This window comes from Streptomyces sulfonofaciens, assembly GCF_014656295.1.
GTDB classification, from domain to species: domain Bacteria; phylum Actinomycetota; class Actinomycetes; order Streptomycetales; family Streptomycetaceae; genus Streptomyces; species Streptomyces sulfonofaciens.
This window is the reverse complement of record NZ_BNCD01000004.1, coordinates 1-20,975: the sequence shown is the minus strand read 5'-3', so window position 1 is coordinate 20,975 and position 20,975 is coordinate 1. Positions and strand designations below refer to the sequence as shown.

14 protein-coding genes, 1 rRNA gene and 2 pseudogenes are annotated in these 20,975 nt (G+C 73.5%); 3 read left to right on the top strand and 14 right to left on the bottom strand.

Translation table 11 applies throughout. The features are described 5' to 3' along the window. Positions 1-237 precede the first annotated feature (237 nt). Positions 238-864, bottom strand: coding sequence for an NUDIX domain-containing protein (locus IE313_RS08200; protein WP_189930309.1), 627 nt, complete (start codon positions 862-864; stop codon positions 238-240). Between the two features lie 559 nt (positions 865-1,423). Then, the gene (gene pyrG, locus IE313_RS08195) at positions 1,424-3,118 is read right to left on the bottom strand and encodes a CTP synthase (protein ID WP_189930308.1); all 1,695 of its coding nucleotides are present in this window, start codon (positions 3,116-3,118) and stop codon (positions 1,424-1,426) included. Between the two features lie 471 nt (positions 3,119-3,589). On the opposite strand from pyrG, the gene IE313_RS08190 reads away from it, so the two are divergent. Then, positions 3,590-5,392 (top strand): glycoside hydrolase family 15 protein, encoded by a 1,803-nt coding sequence (locus IE313_RS08190; RefSeq protein WP_189930307.1) that lies wholly within the window; start codon positions 3,590-3,592, stop codon positions 5,390-5,392. An 82-nt stretch (positions 5,393-5,474) separates the two neighbouring features. Here the strand turns inward: IE313_RS08190 and IE313_RS08185 are convergent, their stop codons facing one another. The 5 genes from IE313_RS08185 to IE313_RS08165 all read right to left on the bottom strand — a co-directional run bounded on the left by IE313_RS08185 (position 5,475) and on the right by IE313_RS08165 (position 11,368). Further along, a complete protein-coding gene (locus tag IE313_RS08185) occupies positions 5,475-6,608 on the bottom strand; it encodes a glycosyltransferase family 4 protein (RefSeq protein ID WP_189930306.1) in 1,134 nt (377 codons plus the stop codon). An 851-nt stretch (positions 6,609-7,459) separates the two neighbouring features. Continuing rightward, on the bottom strand, positions 7,460-9,187 hold the full coding sequence (recN, locus tag IE313_RS08180; protein WP_189930673.1) for a DNA repair protein RecN: 1,728 nt from the start codon (positions 9,185-9,187) through the stop codon (positions 7,460-7,462). 186 nt (positions 9,188-9,373) lie between these two features. Next, a complete protein-coding gene (locus IE313_RS08175) occupies positions 9,374-10,279 on the bottom strand; it encodes an NAD kinase (protein ID WP_189930305.1) in 906 nt (301 codons plus the stop codon). Continuing rightward, positions 10,276-11,091 carry a TlyA family RNA methyltransferase gene (locus tag IE313_RS08170; protein ID WP_189930304.1) on the bottom strand — a complete coding sequence of 272 codons (816 nt, stop codon included), beginning with the start codon at positions 11,089-11,091 and terminating at the stop codon, positions 10,276-10,278. The genes IE313_RS08175 and IE313_RS08170 overlap by 4 nt, the downstream gene beginning before the upstream one ends. Before the next feature lie 7 nt (positions 11,092-11,098). Beyond that, the gene (locus IE313_RS08165) at positions 11,099-11,368 is read right to left on the bottom strand and encodes a hypothetical protein (RefSeq protein WP_189930303.1); all 270 of its coding nucleotides are present in this window, start codon (positions 11,366-11,368) and stop codon (positions 11,099-11,101) included. Between the two features lie 333 nt (positions 11,369-11,701). On the opposite strand from IE313_RS08165, the gene IE313_RS08160 reads away from it, so the two are divergent. Then, complete coding sequence (locus tag IE313_RS08160; RefSeq protein ID WP_189930302.1) at positions 11,702-12,049, top strand: sterol-binding protein; 348 nt, start codon at positions 11,702-11,704, stop codon at positions 12,047-12,049. Positions 12,050-12,397: 348 nt separating this feature from the next. On the opposite strand, the gene IE313_RS08155 is transcribed toward IE313_RS08160, so the two are convergent. The 4 genes from IE313_RS08155 to IE313_RS08140 form a co-directional block, all read right to left on the bottom strand. After that, positions 12,398-13,231, bottom strand: a complete 834-nt coding sequence (locus tag IE313_RS08155) for an ABC transporter ATP-binding protein (protein ID WP_373316948.1) — start codon at positions 13,229-13,231, stop codon at positions 12,398-12,400. A 164-nt stretch (positions 13,232-13,395) separates the two neighbouring features. Continuing rightward, a complete protein-coding gene (locus IE313_RS08150; protein ID WP_308439150.1) occupies positions 13,396-14,436 on the bottom strand; it encodes a FecCD family ABC transporter permease in 1,041 nt (346 codons plus the stop codon). Then, the gene (locus IE313_RS08145) at positions 14,433-15,476 is read right to left on the bottom strand and encodes a FecCD family ABC transporter permease (protein ID WP_189930299.1); all 1,044 of its coding nucleotides are present in this window, start codon (positions 15,474-15,476) and stop codon (positions 14,433-14,435) included. The genes IE313_RS08150 and IE313_RS08145 overlap by 4 nt, the downstream gene beginning before the upstream one ends. Before the next feature lie 80 nt (positions 15,477-15,556). After that, entirely contained in the window at positions 15,557-16,597 is a 1,041-nt protein-coding gene (locus IE313_RS08140; protein WP_189930298.1) for an HAD-IIA family hydrolase, read from the bottom strand. A gap of 137 nt (positions 16,598-16,734) precedes the next feature. Here IE313_RS08140 and IE313_RS08135 point away from each other — a divergent pair, with 137 nt between their 5' ends. Continuing rightward, positions 16,735-18,183 (top strand): DUF1015 family protein, encoded by a 1,449-nt coding sequence (locus IE313_RS08135; protein WP_189930297.1) that lies wholly within the window; start codon positions 16,735-16,737, stop codon positions 18,181-18,183. Positions 18,184-18,667: 484 nt separating this feature from the next. Here the strand turns inward: IE313_RS08135 and IE313_RS08130 are convergent. The 3 genes and pseudogenes from IE313_RS08130 to rrf all read right to left on the bottom strand — a co-directional run. After that, positions 18,668-19,385 (bottom strand): annotated as a pseudogene (locus IE313_RS08130) (tetratricopeptide repeat protein); the annotation flags it as partial. A gap of 417 nt (positions 19,386-19,802) precedes the next feature. Next, positions 19,803-20,342, bottom strand: a pseudogene (locus tag IE313_RS36340) (hypothetical protein); the annotation flags it as partial. Positions 20,343-20,898: 556 nt separating this feature from the next. After that, positions 20,899-20,975: ribosomal RNA gene (rrf, locus tag IE313_RS08120) — 5S ribosomal RNA — on the bottom strand; the annotation flags it as partial.

Below are 20,975 nucleotides of genomic sequence, written 5' to 3'. Positions count from 1 at the left end.
CCACGCTCCCGTCGAACTGCGCGCACTTGCCCGCCGGAAGGCCGGCATGGGCTGCCTAAGAGCCTAGTTCACTCTCTGCGACGGTCGGTGCGGCGCGCGACGTGCCGGTCCCCCGATCGGATCAGGCGATCGTCGCACCGGTGGGAGCGGGCCCGCACCGGTGCGGCACCGTGGACGACCACCCTCCTGGACGGTCGGTCCCCGGTGCCGCGCCGGCCGGGCCCGGGCAGTGCGGCGTCAGACCTCGAAGGGGCGGGCGGGCCAGGGGGCCAGGGCCGGCCGGAGCGCGTCGAGGCCGTCGCCCCGGCGGGCCGCCACCAGCGAAAGGACTCCGACCACCAGACAGGTGTTGTGCAGCTCGCCGTTGAGGAGGCCGCGCACGAGTTCGTCGACGGGCACGCGCGCGTGCTCCATGTCGGCTTCCTCGTTCTCGACGGCGAACCGCTCGCCCTTGGCCTCCGAGAGGTCGCGGGCGAGGAAGATCCTCACCGCCTCGTCGCAGCCGCCGGGCGTGGGGTACACATCGGTCAGCACCCGCCAGTCCTCCGCCTTGACGTGTGCCTCCTCGTAGAGCTCGCGCTGTGCGGCGTGCAGCGGGTTCTCCCCCGGTACGTCCAGCAGGCCCGCGGGGATCTCCCAGAGCTTCTGCCGGACCGGGTGGCGGTACTGCCGGATGAGCAGGACGCGGTCCTCGTCGTCCAGGGCGAGGACGGCGACCGAACCGGGGTGGACCTGGTAGTCGCGGCGGGCGACGGAGCCGTCGGGCATGACCACGTCATCTGTGCGGACCGAGGTCTTGTTGCCCCTGAAGGGCGTCTCGCTGGCCCTGATCTGCCATTCCTCGGGGGTGTCCTTGATCGTCATATGCCCTGTCCTCCCACACATACGCAACCGGAAACCAGGGCAGGCCCCGCAAATGGAGCGTACCCCGGTCACCGTATCGCCCCGGTGTGATCTGCCCACCGCACGGCATGGCAATGCCCCAGGAGGCGCGGACGCGCGCCCGGCGTCCCGGAACGCATCCGATGGCCGCTCGCCTTCCGGGTCACGCGCCCCGGCGCCCGGCCCACCGCGCGCGTCAACCGCGCCGACTCGCCGGTTGCGGCGACGGCGGTCCGCGGGACCCCCTGCCGTCACCCGCGGCCACGGTGCCGAGCCCCGAAGGGGCCCGGGGCCGCGCGAAGGGCCACCACGCGCGCGACCGCCCCACCTGGCCCGGCCGGCGCCCGCGGCAGCCCCCGGGTCGGCGACCGGCGGGGACGACTCGCGCAGTCCACCGCCGCCGCTTCCGGGGCAGGAGCCGCAGCCCTGTCCGAGCGCGAGGTCGCCGTGCGGCCCGGCCCACGGCGGCCGAACCGACCGCGGGGTCGCCGTTGCCGCGGGCGCCGTGCGACCACCCCGCCCGCGGATCCGGCCCCCGCGCCTACTTCCCGTTGCTCCCGTTGCTCCCGGCATTCCCGTCGTTCCCGTTCTTGCGCCGCACCGCGGCCTTCACCAGCCCGGCGAAGAGCGGGTGCGGACGGGTGGGGCGGGAGCGGAGCTCGGGGTGGGCCTGGGTGGCGACCAGATAGGGGTGGACGTCGCGCGGGTACTCGACGTACTCGACGAGCTTGCCGTCCGGGGAGGTGCCGGAGAACTGCAGGCCCGCCTTCTTCTCCAGCTCGGCGCGGTAGGCGTTGTTCACCTCGTAGCGGTGCCGGTGGCGCTCCTCCACGTACTCCCTGCCGTCGTAGACCTCGCGCACGACCGAGCCCTCGGCAAGCTTGGCCGGGTACATGCCGAGCCGCATGGTGCCGCCCATGTCGCCCTCGCCGGCCACGATGTCCAGTTGCTCGGCCATGGTGGAGATCACCGGATGCGGGGTCGCGGAGTCGAACTCGGTGGAGTTGGCGTCGCCGATGTCCGCGAGGTGGCGGGCGGCCTCGATCACGATGCACTGCAGGCCCAGGCAGAGGCCGAGCAGCGGGATGCGCTGCTCGCGCGCGTACTGGATCGCGCCGACCTTGCCGCTCACCCCGCGGTCGCCGAAGCCGCCCGGGATGCAGACCGCATCGACGTCGCGGAGCTGCTGGTGCGCGCCCGCCGGGGTCCTGCAGTCGTCCGAGGCCACCCACTTGATCTTGACGCGGGCCTTGTTGGCGAAGCCCCCGGCACGCAGCGCCTCGATGACCGAGAGGTAGGCGTCCGGGAGGTCGATGTACTTGCCGACCAGGGCGATGCCGACCTCGTGGTCAGGCCGGTGGACACGGTCGAGCAGGTCGTCCCAGACCGTCCAGTCGACGTCGCGGAAGGGCAGGTCGAGCTTGCGGACGACGTAGGCGTCCAGGCCCTCGGTGTGCAGCACCTTGGGGATGTCGTAGATCGACTTGGCGTCGATGGCGGCGACCACCGCGGCCTCGTCGACGTCGCACATGAGGGAGACCTTCCGCTTGATCGCGGTGGGTACCTCACGGTCGGCGCGCAGCACGATGGCGTCGGGCTGGATGCCGATGTTGCGCAGCGCTGCGACGGAGTGCTGGGTCGGCTTGGTCTTCAGCTCGCCGGACGGCCCGATGTAGGGCAGCAGGGAGATGTGCACGACGAAGACGTTGTCGCGGCCGACCTCGTGCCGCACCTGGCGGACGGTCTCCAGGAACGGCAGCGACTCGATGTCTCCGACGGTGCCGCCCACCTCGGTGATCACGACGTCCACGTCCTCGGTCGCCATGCGCCGGATGCGGTGCTTGATCTCGTTGGTGATGTGCGGAATGACCTGGACCGTGTCGCCCAGGTACTCCCCGCGTCGCTCCTTGGCGATCACCTGGGAGTAGACCTGGCCGGTGGTGACGTTGGCCGAGCCGTCCAGGTCGACGTCGAGGAAGCGCTCGTAGTGCCCGATGTCCAGGTCGGTCTCGGCGCCGTCGTTGGTGACGAACACCTCGCCGTGCTGGAAGGGGTTCATGGTGCCCGGGTCGACGTTCAGGTACGGGTCGAGCTTCTGCATGGTGACCCGCAGCCCACGCGCCTTGAGGAGCGCACCCAGGCTGGAGGCTGTCAGGCCCTTGCCGAGGGAGGAGGCGACACCCCCCGTGACGAAGATGTGCTTGGTCGTCGGAGAGGGCGGCAAACGATTCGGCATGGCCAAGACGGGGCTCCCGTGTCGCGGTCTGAGTGGCTGGCGACGGCCTGGACCGGAGAGGGTCCTCCAGAAGTGCCTTCGCTGCGGCTCGGGGGTCTCGTACCGCCGCAGTGTCGTCGGCGCTGGCGACGGCGCCGGCTATGCCGAGGATGAGCCCACCGGTCCACGGGCTACCAGGGTATCAGCGCTGGGAAGGGGCTGCTTCCGGCCACGCTCCGTCCAGGATCGGACACGGCCTCGACGCGCTCCCCCTATCGGGGGTATCGGGTTCTCAAGTGAGGTGCACGGATCACCGACGAGCGTCGTATCCTGCTCGGACACTTGCTGCAGAGCCGCCGGCAGAGGGCATCACCCCGCCTGTGTCCCGGTATGGAAGCGCGACGGCAGGCCTTTCTATATTTGATGCTTTGACCGCAGAGCGAACGTCCCCTTGGATGGGGGGCGACCGTGGCCGTTTGACTGGAGACGCACGTGGCCGGGCGCATCGAGGACTACGCACTAATCGGAGACATGCAGACCGCCGCCCTGGTCTGCCGGGACGGCACGGTCGACTGGCTGTGCCTGCCCCGCTTCGATTCGCACGCCATCTTCGCGGGCCTCATCGGCACCGAAGAACACGGATTCTGGCGGCTGGGCCCGGCCCACGCCGCTGGTGCCGAGCCCCCCGCGGCGTCCCGCCGCGGATATCGGGGAGACTCCCTGATCCTGGAGTCGGAATGGGACACTCCGCGTGGCACGGTCCGGGTGACCGACTTCATGCCGCCGCGTGACGGTGCCCCTCAGCTCACCCGCATCGTCGAGGGGATCAGCGGACGCGTGCCCATGCGCTCCGCCCTGCGGATGCGCTTCTCCTACGGGCGGATCGTCCCGTGGGTGCACCGGGTCGACAATCGCACGGTCGCCGTGGCCGGCCCCGACGCCGTCTGGCTGGACACCTCGGCCGAGACCTACGGCAAGGACCTGACGACCTACTCCGACTTCACCGTCGCCCCCGGCGACCGCATCGCCTTCACGATCTCCTGGCAGCCATCGCACAAGTCGGAGCCGCCGCTTCCCGATACGGAGCAGGCGCTGGAGGCCACCGAGGACTTCTGGCGGGAATGGGTCGGCCAGTGCACCTACCACGGCCCCTACCGCGAGGCCGTGGTCCGCTCCCTGATCACGCTCAAGGCCCTCACCTACGCCCCGACGGGCGGCATCGTCGCCGCGCCCACCACCTCGCTGCCCGAGGAACTCGGCGGCGTGCGGAACTGGGACTACCGCTACACCTGGCTGCGCGACGCGGCGATCACACTCTCCTCCCTGCTGCGCACCGGCTACCGCGACGAGGCCCGCGCCTGGCGCGAGTGGCTGCTGCGGGCCGTGGCGGGGGACCCGGAGAACCTGCAGATCATGTACGGCATCGCCGGCGAGCGCGAGCTGGGCGAGGCCGAGCTCGACTGGCTGCCCGGCTACGAGGGCTCCCGCCCGGTCCGGGTCGGCAACAGCGCGGCCCAGCAGCTCCAGCTCGACGTCTACGGCGAGGTCACCGAGGCCCTGCATCTCGGGCACATGACCGGTCTGGCCCGCAGCGACTACGCCTCCCTGCTCCAACTGAAGCTGATCCACTACCTGGAGGACCACTGGGACGAGCCGGACGAGGGCATCTGGGAGGTGCGCGGCCCGCGCCGGCACTTCGTGCACTCCAAGGTGATGGCCTGGGTCGCGGTGGACCGCACCATCAAGCTCATCGAGTCCGGCGACGCGGACGGCCCGCTGGAGAGGTGGCGCCAACTGCGTGAGGACATCCACCGCGATGTCTGTGAACGCGGCTACGACAAGGGGCGCAACACCTTCACACAGTCCTACGGCTCCAAGGAGCTGGACGCCTCCCTGCTGCTGATCCCGCAGATGGGCTTCCTGCCGCCCGACGACAAGCGGGTGATCGGCACCATCGAGGCCATCCAGCGGGAGCTGTCCACGCCCGACGGGTTCGTCCTGCGCTACCCGACCACCGGCGTCGACATCGGTGTGGACGGCCTCGAGGGCGACGAGGGCGCCTTCCTCGCGTGCTCCTTCTGGCTCGCCGACGACCTCGCCATGATCGGCCGGGTCGGCGAGGCCCGCAAGCTCTTCGAGAAGCTGCTCGCCCTGCGCAACGACCTGGGTCTCCTCGCGGAGGAGTGGGACCCGCGCCGCCAGCGCCAGGTCGGCAACTTCCCGCAGGCGTTCAGCCATGTGCCGCTGATCGACACCGCGCTGCGGCTCACCGCGGCCGGCGCCTACGGCGGCTAGCGGAACCAGGTCGCCCCGCGCAGGCGTCCGTCTCCCGGCACCCGGGGACGGACGCCTGCGCGGGGAGCCTGTCATACCGCTCTCATTCCCAGGGTCCCGTGGGCGGCAGTGGACGGGTCAACTCGTCGTAGACGCTGAGGACCTGTGCCACCGTCTCGTCCTCGGTGGGCCAACTCGCCGCCCGGGACTCGCCGCGGTCCCTGAGGAGCTTTCTGCGTGCCGGATCGGCGAGCAGGCGCACCACCACCGCGGCAAGCGCGTCGGAGTCGCCGGCCGGGACGAGATCGGCGGCGTCGCCGACGAGTTCCGGGATGCCCCCGTCGTCCGGGCCGACCAGCGGCACGCGTGCGTGCAGGGCCTCCTGCGCCAGGACCGGGGACGAGCGCGTGCCGGACGGCAGTACGGCGAGGTCCGCCGCGGCCAGCAGGTCCCGTGCGTCCTCGCGTTCGCCCAGCAGCCGTACCGGCAGGTCCTCGTCGTCGATCCGCCGCTGCAACGCCTCCCGCAGCGGGCCTTCCCCGGCGATGACGAGCAGCGGCGCCGGATCGAGGTCCCGCCACACCCGTGCGGCGTCCAGCAGGGTGCCGTAGCCGCGGTGCGCTTCGAGGGCGCCCACGGTGATCAGCATCGGGCGGTCGACGGCGCCGAGTTCGGCGCGGGCCTTGTGCTCGGGGCCGACCGCGGACACCGGAGTGCGGCGCGGCGCGGCCAGGGACACGGCGCCCAGCCGGGCATCCCGCGCTCCCCTCGCGCGCGCCCGGTCGACCAGGCTGGCCGAGGTGCCGAGCACCACGGCGGCGGCCCGCACGACACGTCGCTCCAGTATCCGCAGCAACCCGGCCCGGGAACCCTCTGTCCGGGGGTGCGCGTGCCAGGTGACGACGAGCGGGGTACGGCGGCCGCCGAGGGCCAGCGCGGTGCGCAGACCGGCGTTCAGGCCGTGCGCGTGCACCACGTCCGCCCCTCGGCAGGCGGCACGCAGCGCCGCGACGCTCGCCGGGTCGCCGCGGTGCGGGACGGCGATGTGCTGGGCGCCGACGGATGTGTACCGATAGATGCGTTCCGCCTCCGGGGGAGCGCAGATGGTGACGCGCACGCCCCGTGCCACCAGGCCCGCGGCCAGCGCGCGCACATGGCTGCTGACACCCGCGCTTCTGCCGCTCAGCACCTGCACAGTGCGCAGCGGCGGCCGGCCGTGCGGTGCGTGGCTGCTCACGTGGCAGGGCTCCTGGTTCGGCTGCGGGCGGGCGCGAAGGAAGTTACAGCAAGGCGAACGGCGCCACGGCGTGCGGCACGGAATGCGGCGCCCGTCGTGCCCCGGCCCCCGGACGCTGCGGTATCGCTTCTGCACCGCCCCCGCCGATACCGGCCCCGCGCCATGCGCGTTCACCCACACGAGTGAGACACCCCGATGGCTGCCTGGGATTCACCGGGTGAGGATGGCGTCTCACATGAGAATGCATGCGATCAGCACAAATATATACGGCTTTACATCAGCACGAAACGCAACCCGGGGACCGACAACGGCATTTGAGACAGGCACCGTTGCCCGTCTGCCGCGCGGGGTTCGACGCCCACCACCGTCTGCGCTCCCAGGCCGCCCCGCACGCTCCTCTCCCCCGGATCGAGCGCCCGTACGCGCCGGCCGGCCCGCGCGCCGTTTGCCCTTCCGGCCGCAGGACCGGCCGTGAGCGCCCCGCCACCGGGTCCGGCCCCGTCGCCCCGCCTTCGTCCTCACGGCCAGGACGGGCACCCGGGCGCCCCCGCCCGCACGACGGCACCTGCACGCTCCCGGCCCGCACACCGCCACCGCACACCTCCGGCCACCGGTCCCGGCGCCCGCACGCTGGTGCCCGCGCGCCGGTGCCCGCCCGGACGATCGGGCGGGCATACGCGAACCCCGGCCGCGCTCCTGTGCCCGGCCGGGTGTCCATGCCCGCGGGACGGCGCTCCCGCCCGCCGGCGGGCGTCCCGGCCGCCTTGGCCCGCGCCGTCAGGCACGGTCCCGCGCCGTCAGGCGCAGGTCCGTACCGAAGGCCGGCTCGTACCGAAGGCCGGCTCGTACCGTCAGGCGTCCGCCCGGGCCGTGGCGAGCAGTTCCTCGGCGTGGGCGCGCGCCGTCTGCGAGTCCTCCTGGCCTGCGAGCATGCGGGACAGTTCGCGGATGCGGTCCTCGCCCTCAAGCACCTTGACGCCGGAGCTGGTCACCGAACCGTCGTTGGTCTTCTCGACCAGCAACTGCCGGTCCGCGAAGGCCGCCACCTGGGGAAGGTGGGTCACGACGACGACCTGGGCGGACTTGGCGAGCTTCGCGAGCCTTCGGCCGATCTCGACCGCCGCCTTGCCTCCGACGCCCGCGTCGACCTCGTCGAAGAGGTAGGTGGGCACCGGGTCCGTCCCCGCGAAGACCACCTCCACGGCGAGCATGACCCGGGACAGCTCGCCGCCCGAGGCGCCCTTGGCGATCGGCCGGGGCGGAGCGCCGGGGTGCGGGGCCAGCAGCAGCTCGACCTCGTCGGCGCCGTACGGGCCGTAGGCGACGGTGCGGCCGTTCACCTCGACGCCTTCGGGGTCGTCGCTCTGGCGGAGGTCGATGGTCACCCGTGCGTGCGGCATGGCCAGCGAGGCCAGTTCCTCGGTGACGGCCGCCCCGAACCGCGCCGCGGCCTCGCTGCGTGCGTCGGTCAGTGCCTGTGCGAACTGGCCCAGCTCGGCCCGGAGTGCATCGCGTTCCGCGGTGAGCTCGCCGATGCGGTCGTCGTCGGAATCCAGCTCGGTCAGCCGCGCGGCACCCTTGGCGGCCCAGTCCAGCACCGCCGCGATCCCCTCGCCGGCCGTGCCGTACTTCCTCGTCAACTGGGTGAGGGCGGCACGGCGCTCCTCGACGGCCGCGAGCCGCAGCGGATCGGCGTCGAGGTCGTCGGCGTAGCCGGCCAGCTCACCGGAGACGTCGCCGAGCAGGATGGCGATCTCGCCGAGCCGCTCGGCGAGCGCGGACAGCGCCGGGTCGTGCGCCCGCACGGCCTCCAGCGCCCGGTGCGCGCCCGCGACCAGCGTGGTGGCATCGACGCCCTCGGGGTCCTCCGGGTTGCCGGCGAGCGCGGTGTGCGCGGCGGTGGCCGCTGACGCGAGGGCCTCGGCGTGGCCGAGCCGCTCCGCCTCCGCGGCCAGCTCGGTGTCCTCGTCCGGCCGGGGTTCGACGGCGGCGATCTCGTCCAGGCCGAAACGGAGCAGATCGGCCTCCTGGGCGCGTTCCCTCGCGCGCGTGGTGATCTCGTCCAGCTCGGCGACCACGGTCCGCAGCCTGCGGTACGCGGCGCTGTACTTGGCCAGTGGCACGCCGATCGCGTCACCCGCGTACCGGTCGAGCGCCTGGCGCTGCCGGGTGAGCTTCAGCAGGCCCTGCTGGTCGGTCTGGCCGTGCACCGCGACGAGGTCGTCGGCGAGTTCGGACAGCAGGCCGACGGGCACGCTGCGGCCGCCGAGGTGGGCACGGGAGCGTCCTTCGGCGGAGACGGTGCGGCTGATCAGCAGCGCACCGTCGTCGAGTTCGGCGCCTGCCTCCTCGGCCCGGACGGCGGCGGAGGCGTCCGCGGGCACGGCGATGCGCCCCTCGACGACCGCCGACTTGGCGCCGATCCGTACCAGGGCCGGGTCCGCGCGCCCACCGAGCAGCAGGCCCAGGCTGGTGACGACCATCGTCTTGCCCGCGCCGGTCTCCCCGGTGACGGCGGTGAACCCGGGTGACAGCTCGACGACAGCGTCGTCGATGACTCCGAGCGACCGTATCCGCATCTCCTCCAACACGGACACGACCTTACGAGGTCGGGGACCGCCTGTGCGACGGACCCCGCGGCGGAACTGTGAAGACGCAGGTGGCGGCGGCACCACGGCGGCTGCTGTCACCCGCGGGGGTGGGCGCCTTCGATACCGCGCCGCGCTCCCGGCCGGGCCGGGCCGGCCCGGCCGGGAGCGCGGTGCTCAGCCCGGCGCGCCCCGCCAGCCCGAGACCGGCAGGGCGAACTTGGCGACGAGCCGGTCCGTGAACGAGGCGTGGTGCAGCCGGGCCAGCCGCACCGGCACGGCACCGCGCCTGACCTCCACGCGCGCGCCGGCCGGCAGCCCGACCGTCCGGCGGCCGTCGCACCAGAGCACTCCGTGCGGGGTGTGCGGCTGCACCTCCACGGCGAGCACCGACGTCGGCGATGTCACCAGCGGCTTGGCGAACAGCGCATGGGCGCTGATCGGCACCATCAGCAGCGCCTCCACCTCCGGCCACACCACGGGCCCGCCGGCCGAGAAGGCGTAGGCGGTGGAGCCGGTCGGCGTCGCACAGACGATGCCGTCGCAGCCGAAGCCGGTGACGGGCCGGCCGTCCACCTCCAGGACGACCTCAAGCATCCGCTCGGGCGACACCTTCTGCACGGCGGCCTCGTTGAGCGCCCAGTCGGTGTGCACGACCTCGCCGTTGCTGTGCACGAGCACGTCGACGGTCATCCGCTCCTCGACCTCGTAGGACCGGGTCACCACCCGGTCGACCACCTTGTCCAGGTCGTCCCGCTCGGCCTCGGCGAGGAAGCCGACGCGGCCGAGGTTGACGCCGAGCATGGGCACGCCGGAGGCGCGCGCGAGTTCCGCGCCGCGCAGCAGCGTGCCGTCACCGCCGAGCACGATCAGCAGCTCGCAGCCGTTCAGGCACTCGGGGGTGGCCTCAGGCAGCAGCTCCACCGAGGACGGCAGCGGCAGGTCGAACGCCTCCGACTCCAGGGCCCGCACGATCAGGCCGGCCCGCAGCAGCCCCTGCACCACCAGTTCGGCGCTGCGCACCGCAGCGGGCCTCCCGGTGTGCGCGAGGAGGAAAACAGTACGAGTTCGGGTCTCGGTCAACGCGGCCCCTCCGCCACTGCACGGTCAACTTCTGCCGGGTCCAGGTCGGGTGCGCCGGCACGCAGCCACAGAAAATACTCGACATTTCCGGAGGGCCCCGGCAGCGGGCTCGCCGTGACGCCCCGCACCCCGAGGCCGACCGCCCCGGCCTGCCGCGCCACCGTGCACACGGCCTCCGCCCGCAACTGCGGGCTGCGCACCACGCCCCCGCTGCCCAGGCGCTCCCTGCCGACCTCGAACTGCGGCTTGACCATCAGCACCAGGTCGGCCTCGGGCACCGCGCACCGCACGAGGGCGGGCAGCACCAGGCCGAGCGGGATGAAGGAGAGGTCGCCGACGACCAGCTCCACCAGGTGCCCGTCGATGGCCTCCGGCGTCAGCTCGCGGACGTTGGTGCGGTCCTTGACGGTGACCCGTGCGTCGCTCTGCAGCGACCACGCGAGCTGGCCGTAGCCGACGTCGACGGCGACGACGTGCGCGGCACCGGCGCGCAGCAGCACGTCGGTGAAGCCGCCCGTCGACGCACCCGCGTCCAGTGCGCGCCGGCCCTGCACCCGCAGCCCGCGCGGCACGAAGGCCGCGAGGGCGCCCGCGAGCTTGTGCCCGCCGCGCGAGACGTAGTCGGGGTCGTCGGCGTCCTGGGCGATCTCGATGGCGGCGCTCGTGGCCACCTGGGTGGCGGACTTGAGCGCGGTGCTCCCGCCGACGCTCACCCGTCCCGCCGCGATCAACTGTCCCGCGTGCTCGCGCGAGCGGGCGAGCCTGCGGCGGACCAGCTCGGCGTCGAGACGGCGGCGTGCGACTCCTGCCACGTTCGGTTCAGCTCCTATCGTCGGATCTCGCCGGGTCCTGGCGGGGCGGCGGTCCCGGCCGCGCATCGAGCGCCGTCAGTGCGTCGCGCAGCCCCCGGTGCACATCCTCGTACACCTCCAGGTGCCCATCGACGCCGAGGTGGTCGGCATCGGCCAGCCGCTGCAACCCGGCGTCGACCTCTGCGTGCCCGGTGGGTGTCCGGTCGACGCCGAGGGGCGCCGGATCGGGCTCCGGTCCGCGGGGCGGGGCCGCGGCGGACGGTTCGGAGGCGGTCACGGTCGCGGTACCCGCACGGCCGTCCTCTCGGCCGTCCTCCCGGCCGTCCTCGCGCGGCGCCCTCCCGCCGGCGGGTGCCCCGGCCGGCGGTGCCGGCGCGGGTACGGGCACGGGTCCTGGCGGGGGTGCGAGACCCGGTCCGGGGCGCGGTGCGGAACCGGGATGCGGGACGGAACCGGGGTGCGGGGCCGGGCGAGGGGGCGGGAAGGGCCGTGGCACCTGCGGGGCCGCCGGAACATCGGGTCCCGGCTCACCCTCGGGAAGCCCCGGACCTGCCGTGGAGTCGCTCATGACCCGACGCTACCGCGTGGAGCTGGGGTACGGTCGGTCGCGATGGCGACGATTCAGGAGTGCCGTGCCGCGCTCGACAAGCTCGCGGAGCGACTGGACTCCGCCGACGGCGAGGTACGCAGGGCCACGGCCGTGGAACGCTCGGTGAGCTGCCACATCACCGACCTCGACACCACCTTCTCGGGCTGCCTCACGGACGGCCGGATCGAGGTGCAGCAGACCGCGCCCGGTCCCCCGGTGCAGCGGGCGCAGATCCGGCTGGCGATGACCGGCGACGACCTGGTGGCACTGGTGGCCGGCGAGCTGGGCTTCCCCGGGGCCTGGGCGTCCGGCCGGGTCCGTCTCGAGGCCGGCATCCTTGATCTGCTGCGCCTCAAGAGCCTGCTCTGACCGGCGGGTGCGCCCGTGCGGCATGCGCCCCTGCGCCCGTGCGTCCCGCGCCCGTGCGTCCCCGCGCCTTGGCCACCCGGGCGGGCTCCGGGCCGCCGCCGGGGGCCGAGGGTGTCCGGGGAGCGAGGCCGGCCGTGGAGCGAGGTCGTCCGGAGACCGCGCGTGCGGGGCCTGCCCGCGGGGGCCTTGGCCGTCGGGGTTTCGGTGGTCCGGGTTCCGGACTCGGTCGCCGGGGTTCGGTCGTCCGGGCTTCGGTCGCCCGGGGGTTCGGTCGTCCGGGCCTCGATCGCCGGGGCCTCGATCGCCTGGGCCTCGATCGCCTGGGGTTGATCGCCGGTTGGCGGGTGCTCAGTTCGTTCCGGCGGGTCGCCGGGCACCGGGCGCCCGGCGTGCTCCACCCGGCCTGCGCGCTGCCGGGACGACCAGCGGGGTGCCCGTCTCGGGATCGTCGATGACCTGGCAGTCGAGACCGAAGACAGCGCGGACCAGGTCTGCGGTGACGATGTCGGACGGCGCGCCCTCGGCGATGACGCGCCCCTCGCGCAGTGCGATCAGATGGGTGGCGTACCGGGCGGCGTGGTTGAGGTCGTGCAGCACCGCGACCAGTGTCCTGCCCTGTACCTCGTGCAGGTCGGCACAGAGGTCGAGCACATCGATCTGGTGCTGGATGTCCAGGTAGGTGGTGGGCTCGTCGAGCAGCAGCAGCGGCGTCTGCTGGGCCAGCGCCATGGCGATCCAGACACGCTGGCGCTGGCCGCCGGAGAGCTCGTCCACATGGCGGTCGGCCAGCTCGGCCACCCCGGTGCAGGCCATGGCCTCGGCGACGACGCGCTCGTCCTCGGGCGACCACTGGCGCAGCAGTCCCTGGTGCGGGTAGCGGCCGCGCGCGACCAGGTCGCCCACGGTGATGCCCTCCGGCGCGGTGGACGTCTGCGGCAGCAGCCCCAGGATCCTCGCGACCTTCTTCGCCGGCATCGACTGGATGACCTGCCCGTCGAGCAGCACACGGCCCGCGGCGGGCCTGAGCATCCGCGAGAGCGCCCGCAGCAGTGTGGACTTGCCGCAGGCGTTGGGCCCCACGATCACGGTGAAGGAGCGGTCGGGTATCTCGACGGACAGGTTCTCCGCGATGACGCGCTGGTCGTAGGCGAGGGTCACATCGTCGGCGGTGAGCCGGTTCACGGGGGCACGCTCCTGACGGGGGTCGGTGGGCGGCGGCACTGCGGCGTCCTTCGCCTCCGCCGCGCCGGTGGGACGTCCCGGACCCCGGGCGTCCCGCTGCGGACGGGGTCTCATGTGCGGCCCGTATGGCGCATTCGGCCCGCGTTTCCCGTACGACCCGCGCTTCATATGCGGCCCGCCCTCCGTTCGGCGACCAGCAGCCACAGCAGGTAGACCCCGCCGAGCACGCCGGTGACCACGCCGACGGGCAACTGGTCCGCGCCGAACGCCCGCTGGGAGAGCCAGTCGGCGGTGACCAGCAGTGCGGCGCCCATGACCAGGGCTGGCAGCAGGTTGGGACCCGGCGAGCGGGTGAGCCGCCGGGCCAGTTGGGGGGCGGTGAGGGCGACGAACCCGACCGGGCCGGCCGCGGCCGTGGCGGCGGCGGTGAGCAGGACGGCGGCCAGCATCAGCAGCAGCCTCGTGCGTTCGACGCGCACGCCCAGCGCGGACGCGATGTCGTCGCCCATCTCCAGCATGCGCAGTGGCCGGGCGTGCGCGAGGGCGAGCGGCACGAGGACGGCGCACAGCCCGAGCAGCGGCCAGACCTGGTCCCAGTCGCTGCCGCCGAGCGAGCCGGTCATCCAGACGACGGCACGGGCCGCGTCGACGAGGTCGGCCTCGGTGAGCAGATAGCCGTTGACGGCGGTGGCCACCGCGGCGACGCCGATGCCGACCAGCACCAGCCGGTAGCCGTGCACACCCCGCTTCCAGGCGAGCAGGTAGATCACCAGACCGGTCAGCAGCCCCCCGGCAAGCGCCCCGAGCGCGACCTCCGCGGCACTCCCGGAGAAGAGCACGATCACCACCAGCGCACCGGCCGTCGAGCCCTGCCCCAGGCCGAGCACGTCCGGACTGCCCAGCGGGTTGCGGGACACGGCCTGGAAGAGCGCGCCGCCGAGCCCGAGCGCACCGCCCACCAGCAGACCCACCAGCACCCGCGGCAGCCGTAGCTCGCGGACGACGAACTCCTGCCCGGCGTCGCCGCCGCCGGCGAGGGTGCGCAGCACGTCGGGGACCGGGATGGCGAAGTCTCCGGTGCCGACCAGCAGGACGCTCGCGGCCAGCGCGGCGAGCGCCAGCAGCAGGACGACGCCCAGCGCCCGGACGTCGAACCGCACGGACAGCCGGCCGCTGCGGACCCACCGGCTACGGGAAGCTCTCACGGCTGTGCCATCCTCCGCCACCGGACGAGGTAGATGAAGACGGGGCCGCCGATGACCGCGGTGACGACACCGACCTGGAGCTCCGCGGGCCGTGCGACCATCCGCCCGATGACGTCGGAGCCGAGCAGCACGACGGGGGCGAGCGCGGTGGCGTACGGCAGGATCCAGCGCAGGTCGGGGCCCGTGAAGGAGCGCACCGCGTGCGGCACCGTCAAGCCCACGAAGGCGATCGGACCGCAGGCCGCGGTGGCCGCCCCGCACAGCAGCGTCGCCGCGAGCATCGACAGCGCACGGGTACGGGTGAGGTGCGCCCCCAGCGCGCGGGCCGTGTCGTCGCCCATGGCCACGGCGTTCAGCGGCCGTGCGAGGCCGAGCGCGAGGACCGTGCCGACCGCGAGGAACGGCAGCACCTGGCCGATGGTGGTGGAGTTGGCGGACGCCAGCGAGCCGACGGTCCAGAACCGCATCTTGCCGAGCGCCGCGTCGTCCGTGATCATCACGGCCTGCAGATAGCCGTACAGGGCCGCGTTGACCGCGGTGCCGGCCAGCGCAAGGCGTACGGGAGTGGCGCCGCGGCTGCCGCCGAGCACGTAGACGAGCACACCCACGGCCGCCGCTCCGGCGAACGCGAACCACACGTACCCCGTGAGCGAGTCGGCTCCGAAGAAGGTGAGACCGGTGACGACGGCCGCGGCGGCACCGGTGTTGATGCCGAGCAGCCCGGGATCGGCGAGCGGGTTGCGGGTGAGCGCCTGCAGGACCGCGCCCGACAGCCCGAGCGCCGCCCCGGCCAGCAGCCCGAGGAGGGTACGCCACAGGCGCTCGCCGACCACCACGTCCCCGTAGCTGCCGGAGTTCTGGAACAGCCCGTGCCACACCTGCTCCACGGACAGCGGCTTCGCCCCGACGGCGAGGCTGACGACGGCGACGAGGGCCAGCACGCCCACGGCGGCGAGGAGTCCGACACCGCGCAGCGCCCGCCGGCCCCGGCGCAGGGGTGCGGCGTCCGTGTGCTTCTCCCGTGGGCTGTCGACCAACACGGAAGTTAGGTTAGCCTAACCGACCTTCGTTCATGACCCGGTCCCCGCGAAACCGGCACCGTGCCCTCGCCGCACGGGTGTCACAGCCCCAGCCGGGCCACCGCCTTGCCTCCGTCGAGGCGGCAGATGCCTTCGCCCGCCGCCGTCCAGGCGGCCGCGCACAGCGCGCGCAGACCGTCGAGCGCGGCGCCCTCGCCCTGCAGGTCGAGCCGCTCCCGGCCCGCCGCGGCACGCCAGCCTCCGCACCCGAAGGCCGCTTCCCCGCCGCCGCCCTCCCGGACGACCTCGGGCTGTGCCGTCAGCAGCCCGCGCAGGTCGGCGTCCACATAGGTCGGGCGGTGCTGCGGGGGCGCCGCGAGGAGCTGCGGCACGTCGGTCACCCCGGTCAGCACGAGCAGGGAGTCCACACCGCCCTTGAAGGCACCCTCGATGTCCGTGTCGAGCCGGTCGCCGACCACGAGGGGCCGCTCGGCGCCGGTACGCAGGATGGTCTCCCGGTGCATCGGGGGCAGCGGCTTGCCGGCCACCTGCGGCTCCGCGCCGGTGGCGATCCTGACGACCTCGACCGCCGCGCCGTTCCCGGGGGCGATGCCCCGGCCGCTGGGGATCGTCAGATCAGTGTTGGACGCGTACCAGGGCACCCCGCGCCGGATGGCGTAGGCGGCCTCCGCGAACCTGCCCCACGCCAGGTCGGGCCCGCCGTATCCCTGGACGACCGCGGCCGGGTCGTCGTCCGCGGACTCCACCGGCACCAGGCCGCGTTCGCGCAGCGCGACCCGCAGTCCCTCGCCGCCGATCACCAGGACCCGCGCCCCCTGCGGGATCTGATCACTGATCAACCGGGCCACGGCCTGCGCCGAGGTGATCACGTCCGACGCGTCCGCGGGTACGCCGAGCTCGGTGAGGTGCCCTGCCACGGCCTCGGGCGGCCGCAGGGCGTTGTTCGTCACATAGGCGAGGTGCATGCCTGCCTCGCGGGCGGTCCCGAGCGACCGCACGGCGTGCGGGATGGCCCTGCCACCCGCGTACACCACCCCGTCCAGGTCGAGCAGCGCCGTGTCATAGGCCCGGCTCAGCTCCCGCTCGCTGCCCGCGGGCCGCGTCCTGACCTTCTGGCTCATCACGCCTTCTCTCCCCGATCGCTCGTCTCCAGGACACCGCATCACCGCCGAAGGGCACCCGTGGTGGCCTCGGCGGCCGCGCACCCCCGATCATCCCGCATGCCTCCGACAGCGCGCCGCACACTTACGATGCACCAATGAACTCTGCAGGTCCCGCTGAAGATCCAGCCCAGGACCCGGCCGGCGACGGGCTCGACCTGATCCCGTTCCGCGGCGTGCGCTACCACCCCGACCGGGTCCGCAGCCTCGCCGCCGTCACCTCGCCCCCGTACGACGTGGTGGTACGCCCGGACGGCCTGCACCACCTGGAGTCCGCCGATCCGTACAACATCGTCCGCCTGATCCTCCCTCAGGCCCGCACGTCCGGCACCCGCAGCCGGCAGGCCGCCGACACCCTCCGCGAGTGGCTCACCGAGGGCGTCCTCACGACCGATCCCGAACCCGCCCTCTACGTCTACGAGCAGCACACCGGCGACCTCCTGCAACGCGGCCTCATCGGCGCGCTGCGGCTCTCCGAGGCGTCCCGGGGCGTCGTCCTGCCGCATGAGGACGTCATGCCCGGGATCGTCGCGGAGCGCGCCGACCTGATGCGCACCACGTCCGCGAACCTGGAGCCCCTGCTCCTGACGTACCGGGGCGACGGGGGCGGTGCTCTGCGGGACATCCTGGGGACGTCCGGCGGGCCGGCCGCCATCGACCCGGTGCCGACCGACCGGACGGGCATCGACCGGGAGGGCGCCCAGGCGCCGCCGGGGGCGGGCCGGCGGGGTGCGGCAGCTCCGTCCGGCGGACCGCCCGTCCGGGACGCCGCCGCGGTCATCGCCGACGCGATCCGGCACCCGCCGCTGCTCGCCACCACCACGGAGGACGGTGTCCACCACCGGCTGTGGTCCGTCACCGACCCCGGCGAGATCGCCGCGGTCCGCGCGGACCTCGGCCGCCACCAGGCCCTGATCGCCGACGGCCACCACCGCTGGGCCACGTACCTGACTCTACGCGCGGAGCACGACGCGCCGGGCCCCTGGGACCACGGCCTCGTCCTCCTCGTGGACACGGCGCGCTATCCCCTGCGGGTGCGCGCGATCCACCGCCTGCTGCACCGGCTGCCGGTCCCCGAGGCGCTCGCCGCGGTTGCGGGCAGGTTCCGGGTGCGCAGGGTGGACGGCCCTCTGGACGGTGCCATGGACGTGCTCGCCAAGGCCCGGGGCGGGGGCAACGCCTTCCTGCTGGCCGGCGACGGCGCCTTCCACCTGCTCGACCGGCCCTCTCCCGGCCTGCTGGACGACCTGCTCCCCACCGGCGGCCCGGCGGCCTGGCGGACCCTGGACGCCACCGTCCTGCACGCGGTCCTGCTCGACCGCATCTGGCAGGTCCCGGACACCCCGGAGCACATCGCCTACATCCATGACGCCGCGTCCACCGTCGCCAAGGCGGAACGCGAGGGCGGCACCGCCGTCCTGATGCACCCGGTCCGTGAGGACGTGGTGCGGGACCTGGCCCGGCAGGGCGTGATGATGCCGCGCAAGTCGACGTCCTTCGGCCCGAAACCGGCGACGGGCCTCGTCCTTCGCGTTCTCGACGGCTGAGCTGTCGAGCGTGTGCTCGGCGTGCTCATAGGGCGAACGCGGGTGGCGTTCGCCCTGTGAGCACGGAAGGGGCGTTCACCTCGGAGCACGGTGGCGGTGCACTCCGGGTGGGCGACGTGCTCCTAGGCGTCCTCGCCCCGCCCGTCGTGCGAGCCGTCGGCGCCGTCGTGGGCCTCGTCCGAGTCATCGGCCTCATGGGTCGCGTCTGTCTCGTCGGCGGCGCCGGCGGCGTCGGCGTCGATCTCGACAGCCCCGTCAGTGGCCTCTGTCTCGGCGCCGGCGTCGATCTCGACAGCCCCGTCGGCGGCTTCTGTCTCGGCGACGGCGTCGATCTCGACAGCCTCCTCAGTGGCTTCTGTCTCGGCGACGGCGTCGATGTCGTCTGCGGCGTCGATGTCGTCGTCGGTGTTGTGCACGTCGCCAGGCTCGTCCGACGCCTGCGGGCCGTGGGCGTCGCGGGGCCCGGACCCCTCCGGCCGCACGGCTGCGGACGTCGCGCGTGCCTCTTCGGCCTCGGCTTCCTCGTCGAGGGCATCCATGAACTCGATGCCGTCCAGCTCGGCGAGCCGGTCGGATGCGTCCGTGCTGCCGTCCCGATCGGACTCGACGGCCTTGGCGAACCACTCGCGCGCCTCGCCGTCCCGGCCGGCGGCGAGCAGCGCGTCGGCGTAGGCGTACCGCAGGCGCGCGGTCCACGGCTGTACGGAGTTGGAGGCCAGCTCCGGGCTCTGCAGGGTCACGATGGCGGCGTCGAGCTGCCCCAGGTCTCGCCGTGCGCCGGCGACGACCAGCCGCATCTCGACCTGCCCGGCCTTGTCCAGCTTGCCCACTTCGGGCGCACCGGCCATGTCGAGCGTCTTCTCGGGCCGCCCCAGGCCGCGCTCGCAGTCGGCCATGAGCGGCCAGAGTTCCACGTTCCCGGTCATCCGCCGGGCCGCACGGAACTCGGCGAGCGCCTCACCGTAGATCTGGTTCGCATACGCGGCGAACCCGGCGGCCTCCCGCACCGCGGCGACCCTGGACGCGAGCCGCAGCGCGACCTTGGAGTAGCCGTAGGCGCTCTCGGGGTCCTCGTCGATGAGCCGTGCGACCATCACGAGGTTCTTGGCGACCTCGTCGGCGAGTGTCTTCGGCAGGCTCTGCAACTCCTGCCGTACACCCTTGTCGATCTCCTCACCCGTGACGTCCTCGGGGATCGGCAGCCGCCTGACGGGCTCGCGGTCCCGCTCACGTCCACGGTCCCTGTCGCGGTCGTCGCGGAACCGGCCACCGCCGCGCCGGTCGTCCCGGCGCTCTCCGCGCCAGTCGCCGCCTCGGCCGTCGCGGCCGTCCCGGCCGCGGAAGCCACCGGGTCGGCCACGGCCGTCTTCGCGCCGGTCGTCGCGGCGCGGGCCCCTCGGACGGTCGTCGCCCCGCGGACGCTCGTCGCGCCCGCGGTGATCGACGGTACGGCCACTCCGTGCCTCGTCGCGGCGGAAGCCACCGCGGTCGTCGCGCCGGTACTCGTCCCTGCGGCCGTCGTCCCTGCGCTGTTCGCCACGGCGGAAGTCCTCGCGCCGCTCGTCACGGTGGCCGTCCCGGCGGTCATCGTGCCGGGGGCCTCCGCGGTATCCCTGGTACCCCTCGCGGTGGCCTTCCCTGCGGGGTCCGCCGCGGTCGTCGCGGCGTGCGTCCCGGTCGTCATGACGATCGTCACGACGGAACCCACCACGGTCATCACGCCGGGCGTCTCCCCGGAACCCACCGCGGTCGTCACGCCGGTCATCACGACGGAATCCACCGCGGTCATCACGCCGGGCGTCTCCCCGGAAGCCACCGCGATCGTCACGACGGAACCCACCACGTTCATCACGCCGGTCATCACGACGGAACCCACCGCGGTCATCACGCCGGGCGTCTCCCCGGAAGCCGCCGCGATCGTCACGGTGGTCGTCTCCCCGGAACCCACCGCGGTCGTCACGCCGGTCATCACGACGGAACCCACCGCGATCGTCACGGTGGTCGTCCCGGTGGAAGCCACCGCGGTCCTCGCGCCGTTCGGGACGACGGTCATCCCTGCGCTCGGTGTCCCGCTCGTCACGGCGGTAGCCGCCGCGTGCACCGTGGTCGCCGTCGCGCCGGTATCCTCCACGGTCGTCCCTGCGATGGGCGGGACGGTCTCCGTCCCTGCGGAAGCCGCGGTCGCCGCCCTGGCCGTCGCGGCGCTCCGCTCCGTACCGGTCGCCCTGGCGTCCGCCGCTGGGCCGGTCATCACGGCGCGGCCCGCCGAAGCGGTCGTCCCGACGGAACGGCGGGCGGCCACCGTGGTCCCGGGGGCCCCGGTCGCGGTCGTCCCGACCTCGGAAGTCGCCGCGGCCGTCTCGTCGGGCGTCGCCGTGGTCCCTGCGGTCACCTCGGTCGCCGCGGTCGGCTTCCCTGCGGTGGTCATGTCGCTCGCCGCGCTGACCGTCCCGGCCACGGTCGGCACGCTGCCCGAAGCCGCCTCGTTCACCATCGCGTCGGGGGCCACTTCGGTAACCGTCACGGTCACCGCCGTCCCGGCGGCGCTGCTCGCGCTCCGGACGCTCGTCGGGGGAGTTGGCGGACATTGGCTTGGCTCCTGTCGTTGCTACCACAGACATTCTTACGCAGCCGAGCACACCGGCGGCGTCCGAGAAAACAAAAAGGACCTCTGGTCCCAGCGTGAACGCTGGGACCAGAGGTCCTCCAAAGATTGTTCGGCGGCGTCCTACTCTCCCACAGGGTCCCCCCTGCAGTACCATCGGCGCTGAAAGGCTTAGCTTCCGGGTTCG

Bases quoted from the DNA above. Each gene is read 5' to 3' on its own strand.
- recN (WP_189930673.1), bottom strand. From the start codon at position 9,187: ATGCGGATACGGTCGCTCGGAGTCATCGACGACGCTGTCGTCGAGCTG.
- IE313_RS08200 (WP_189930309.1), bottom strand. From the start codon at position 864: ATGACGATCAAGGACACCCCCGAGGAATGGCAGATCAGGGCCAGCGAG.
- IE313_RS08160 (WP_189930302.1), top strand. From the start codon at position 11,702: ATGGCGACGATTCAGGAGTGCCGTGCCGCGCTCGACAAGCTCGCGGAG.
- IE313_RS08140 (WP_189930298.1), bottom strand. From the start codon at position 16,597: ATGAGCCAGAAGGTCAGGACGCGGCCCGCGGGCAGCGAGCGGGAGCTG.
- IE313_RS08135 (WP_189930297.1), top strand. From the start codon at position 16,735: ATGAACTCTGCAGGTCCCGCTGAAGATCCAGCCCAGGACCCGGCCGGC.
- pyrG (WP_189930308.1), bottom strand. From the start codon at position 3,118: ATGCCGAATCGTTTGCCGCCCTCTCCGACGACCAAGCACATCTTCGTC.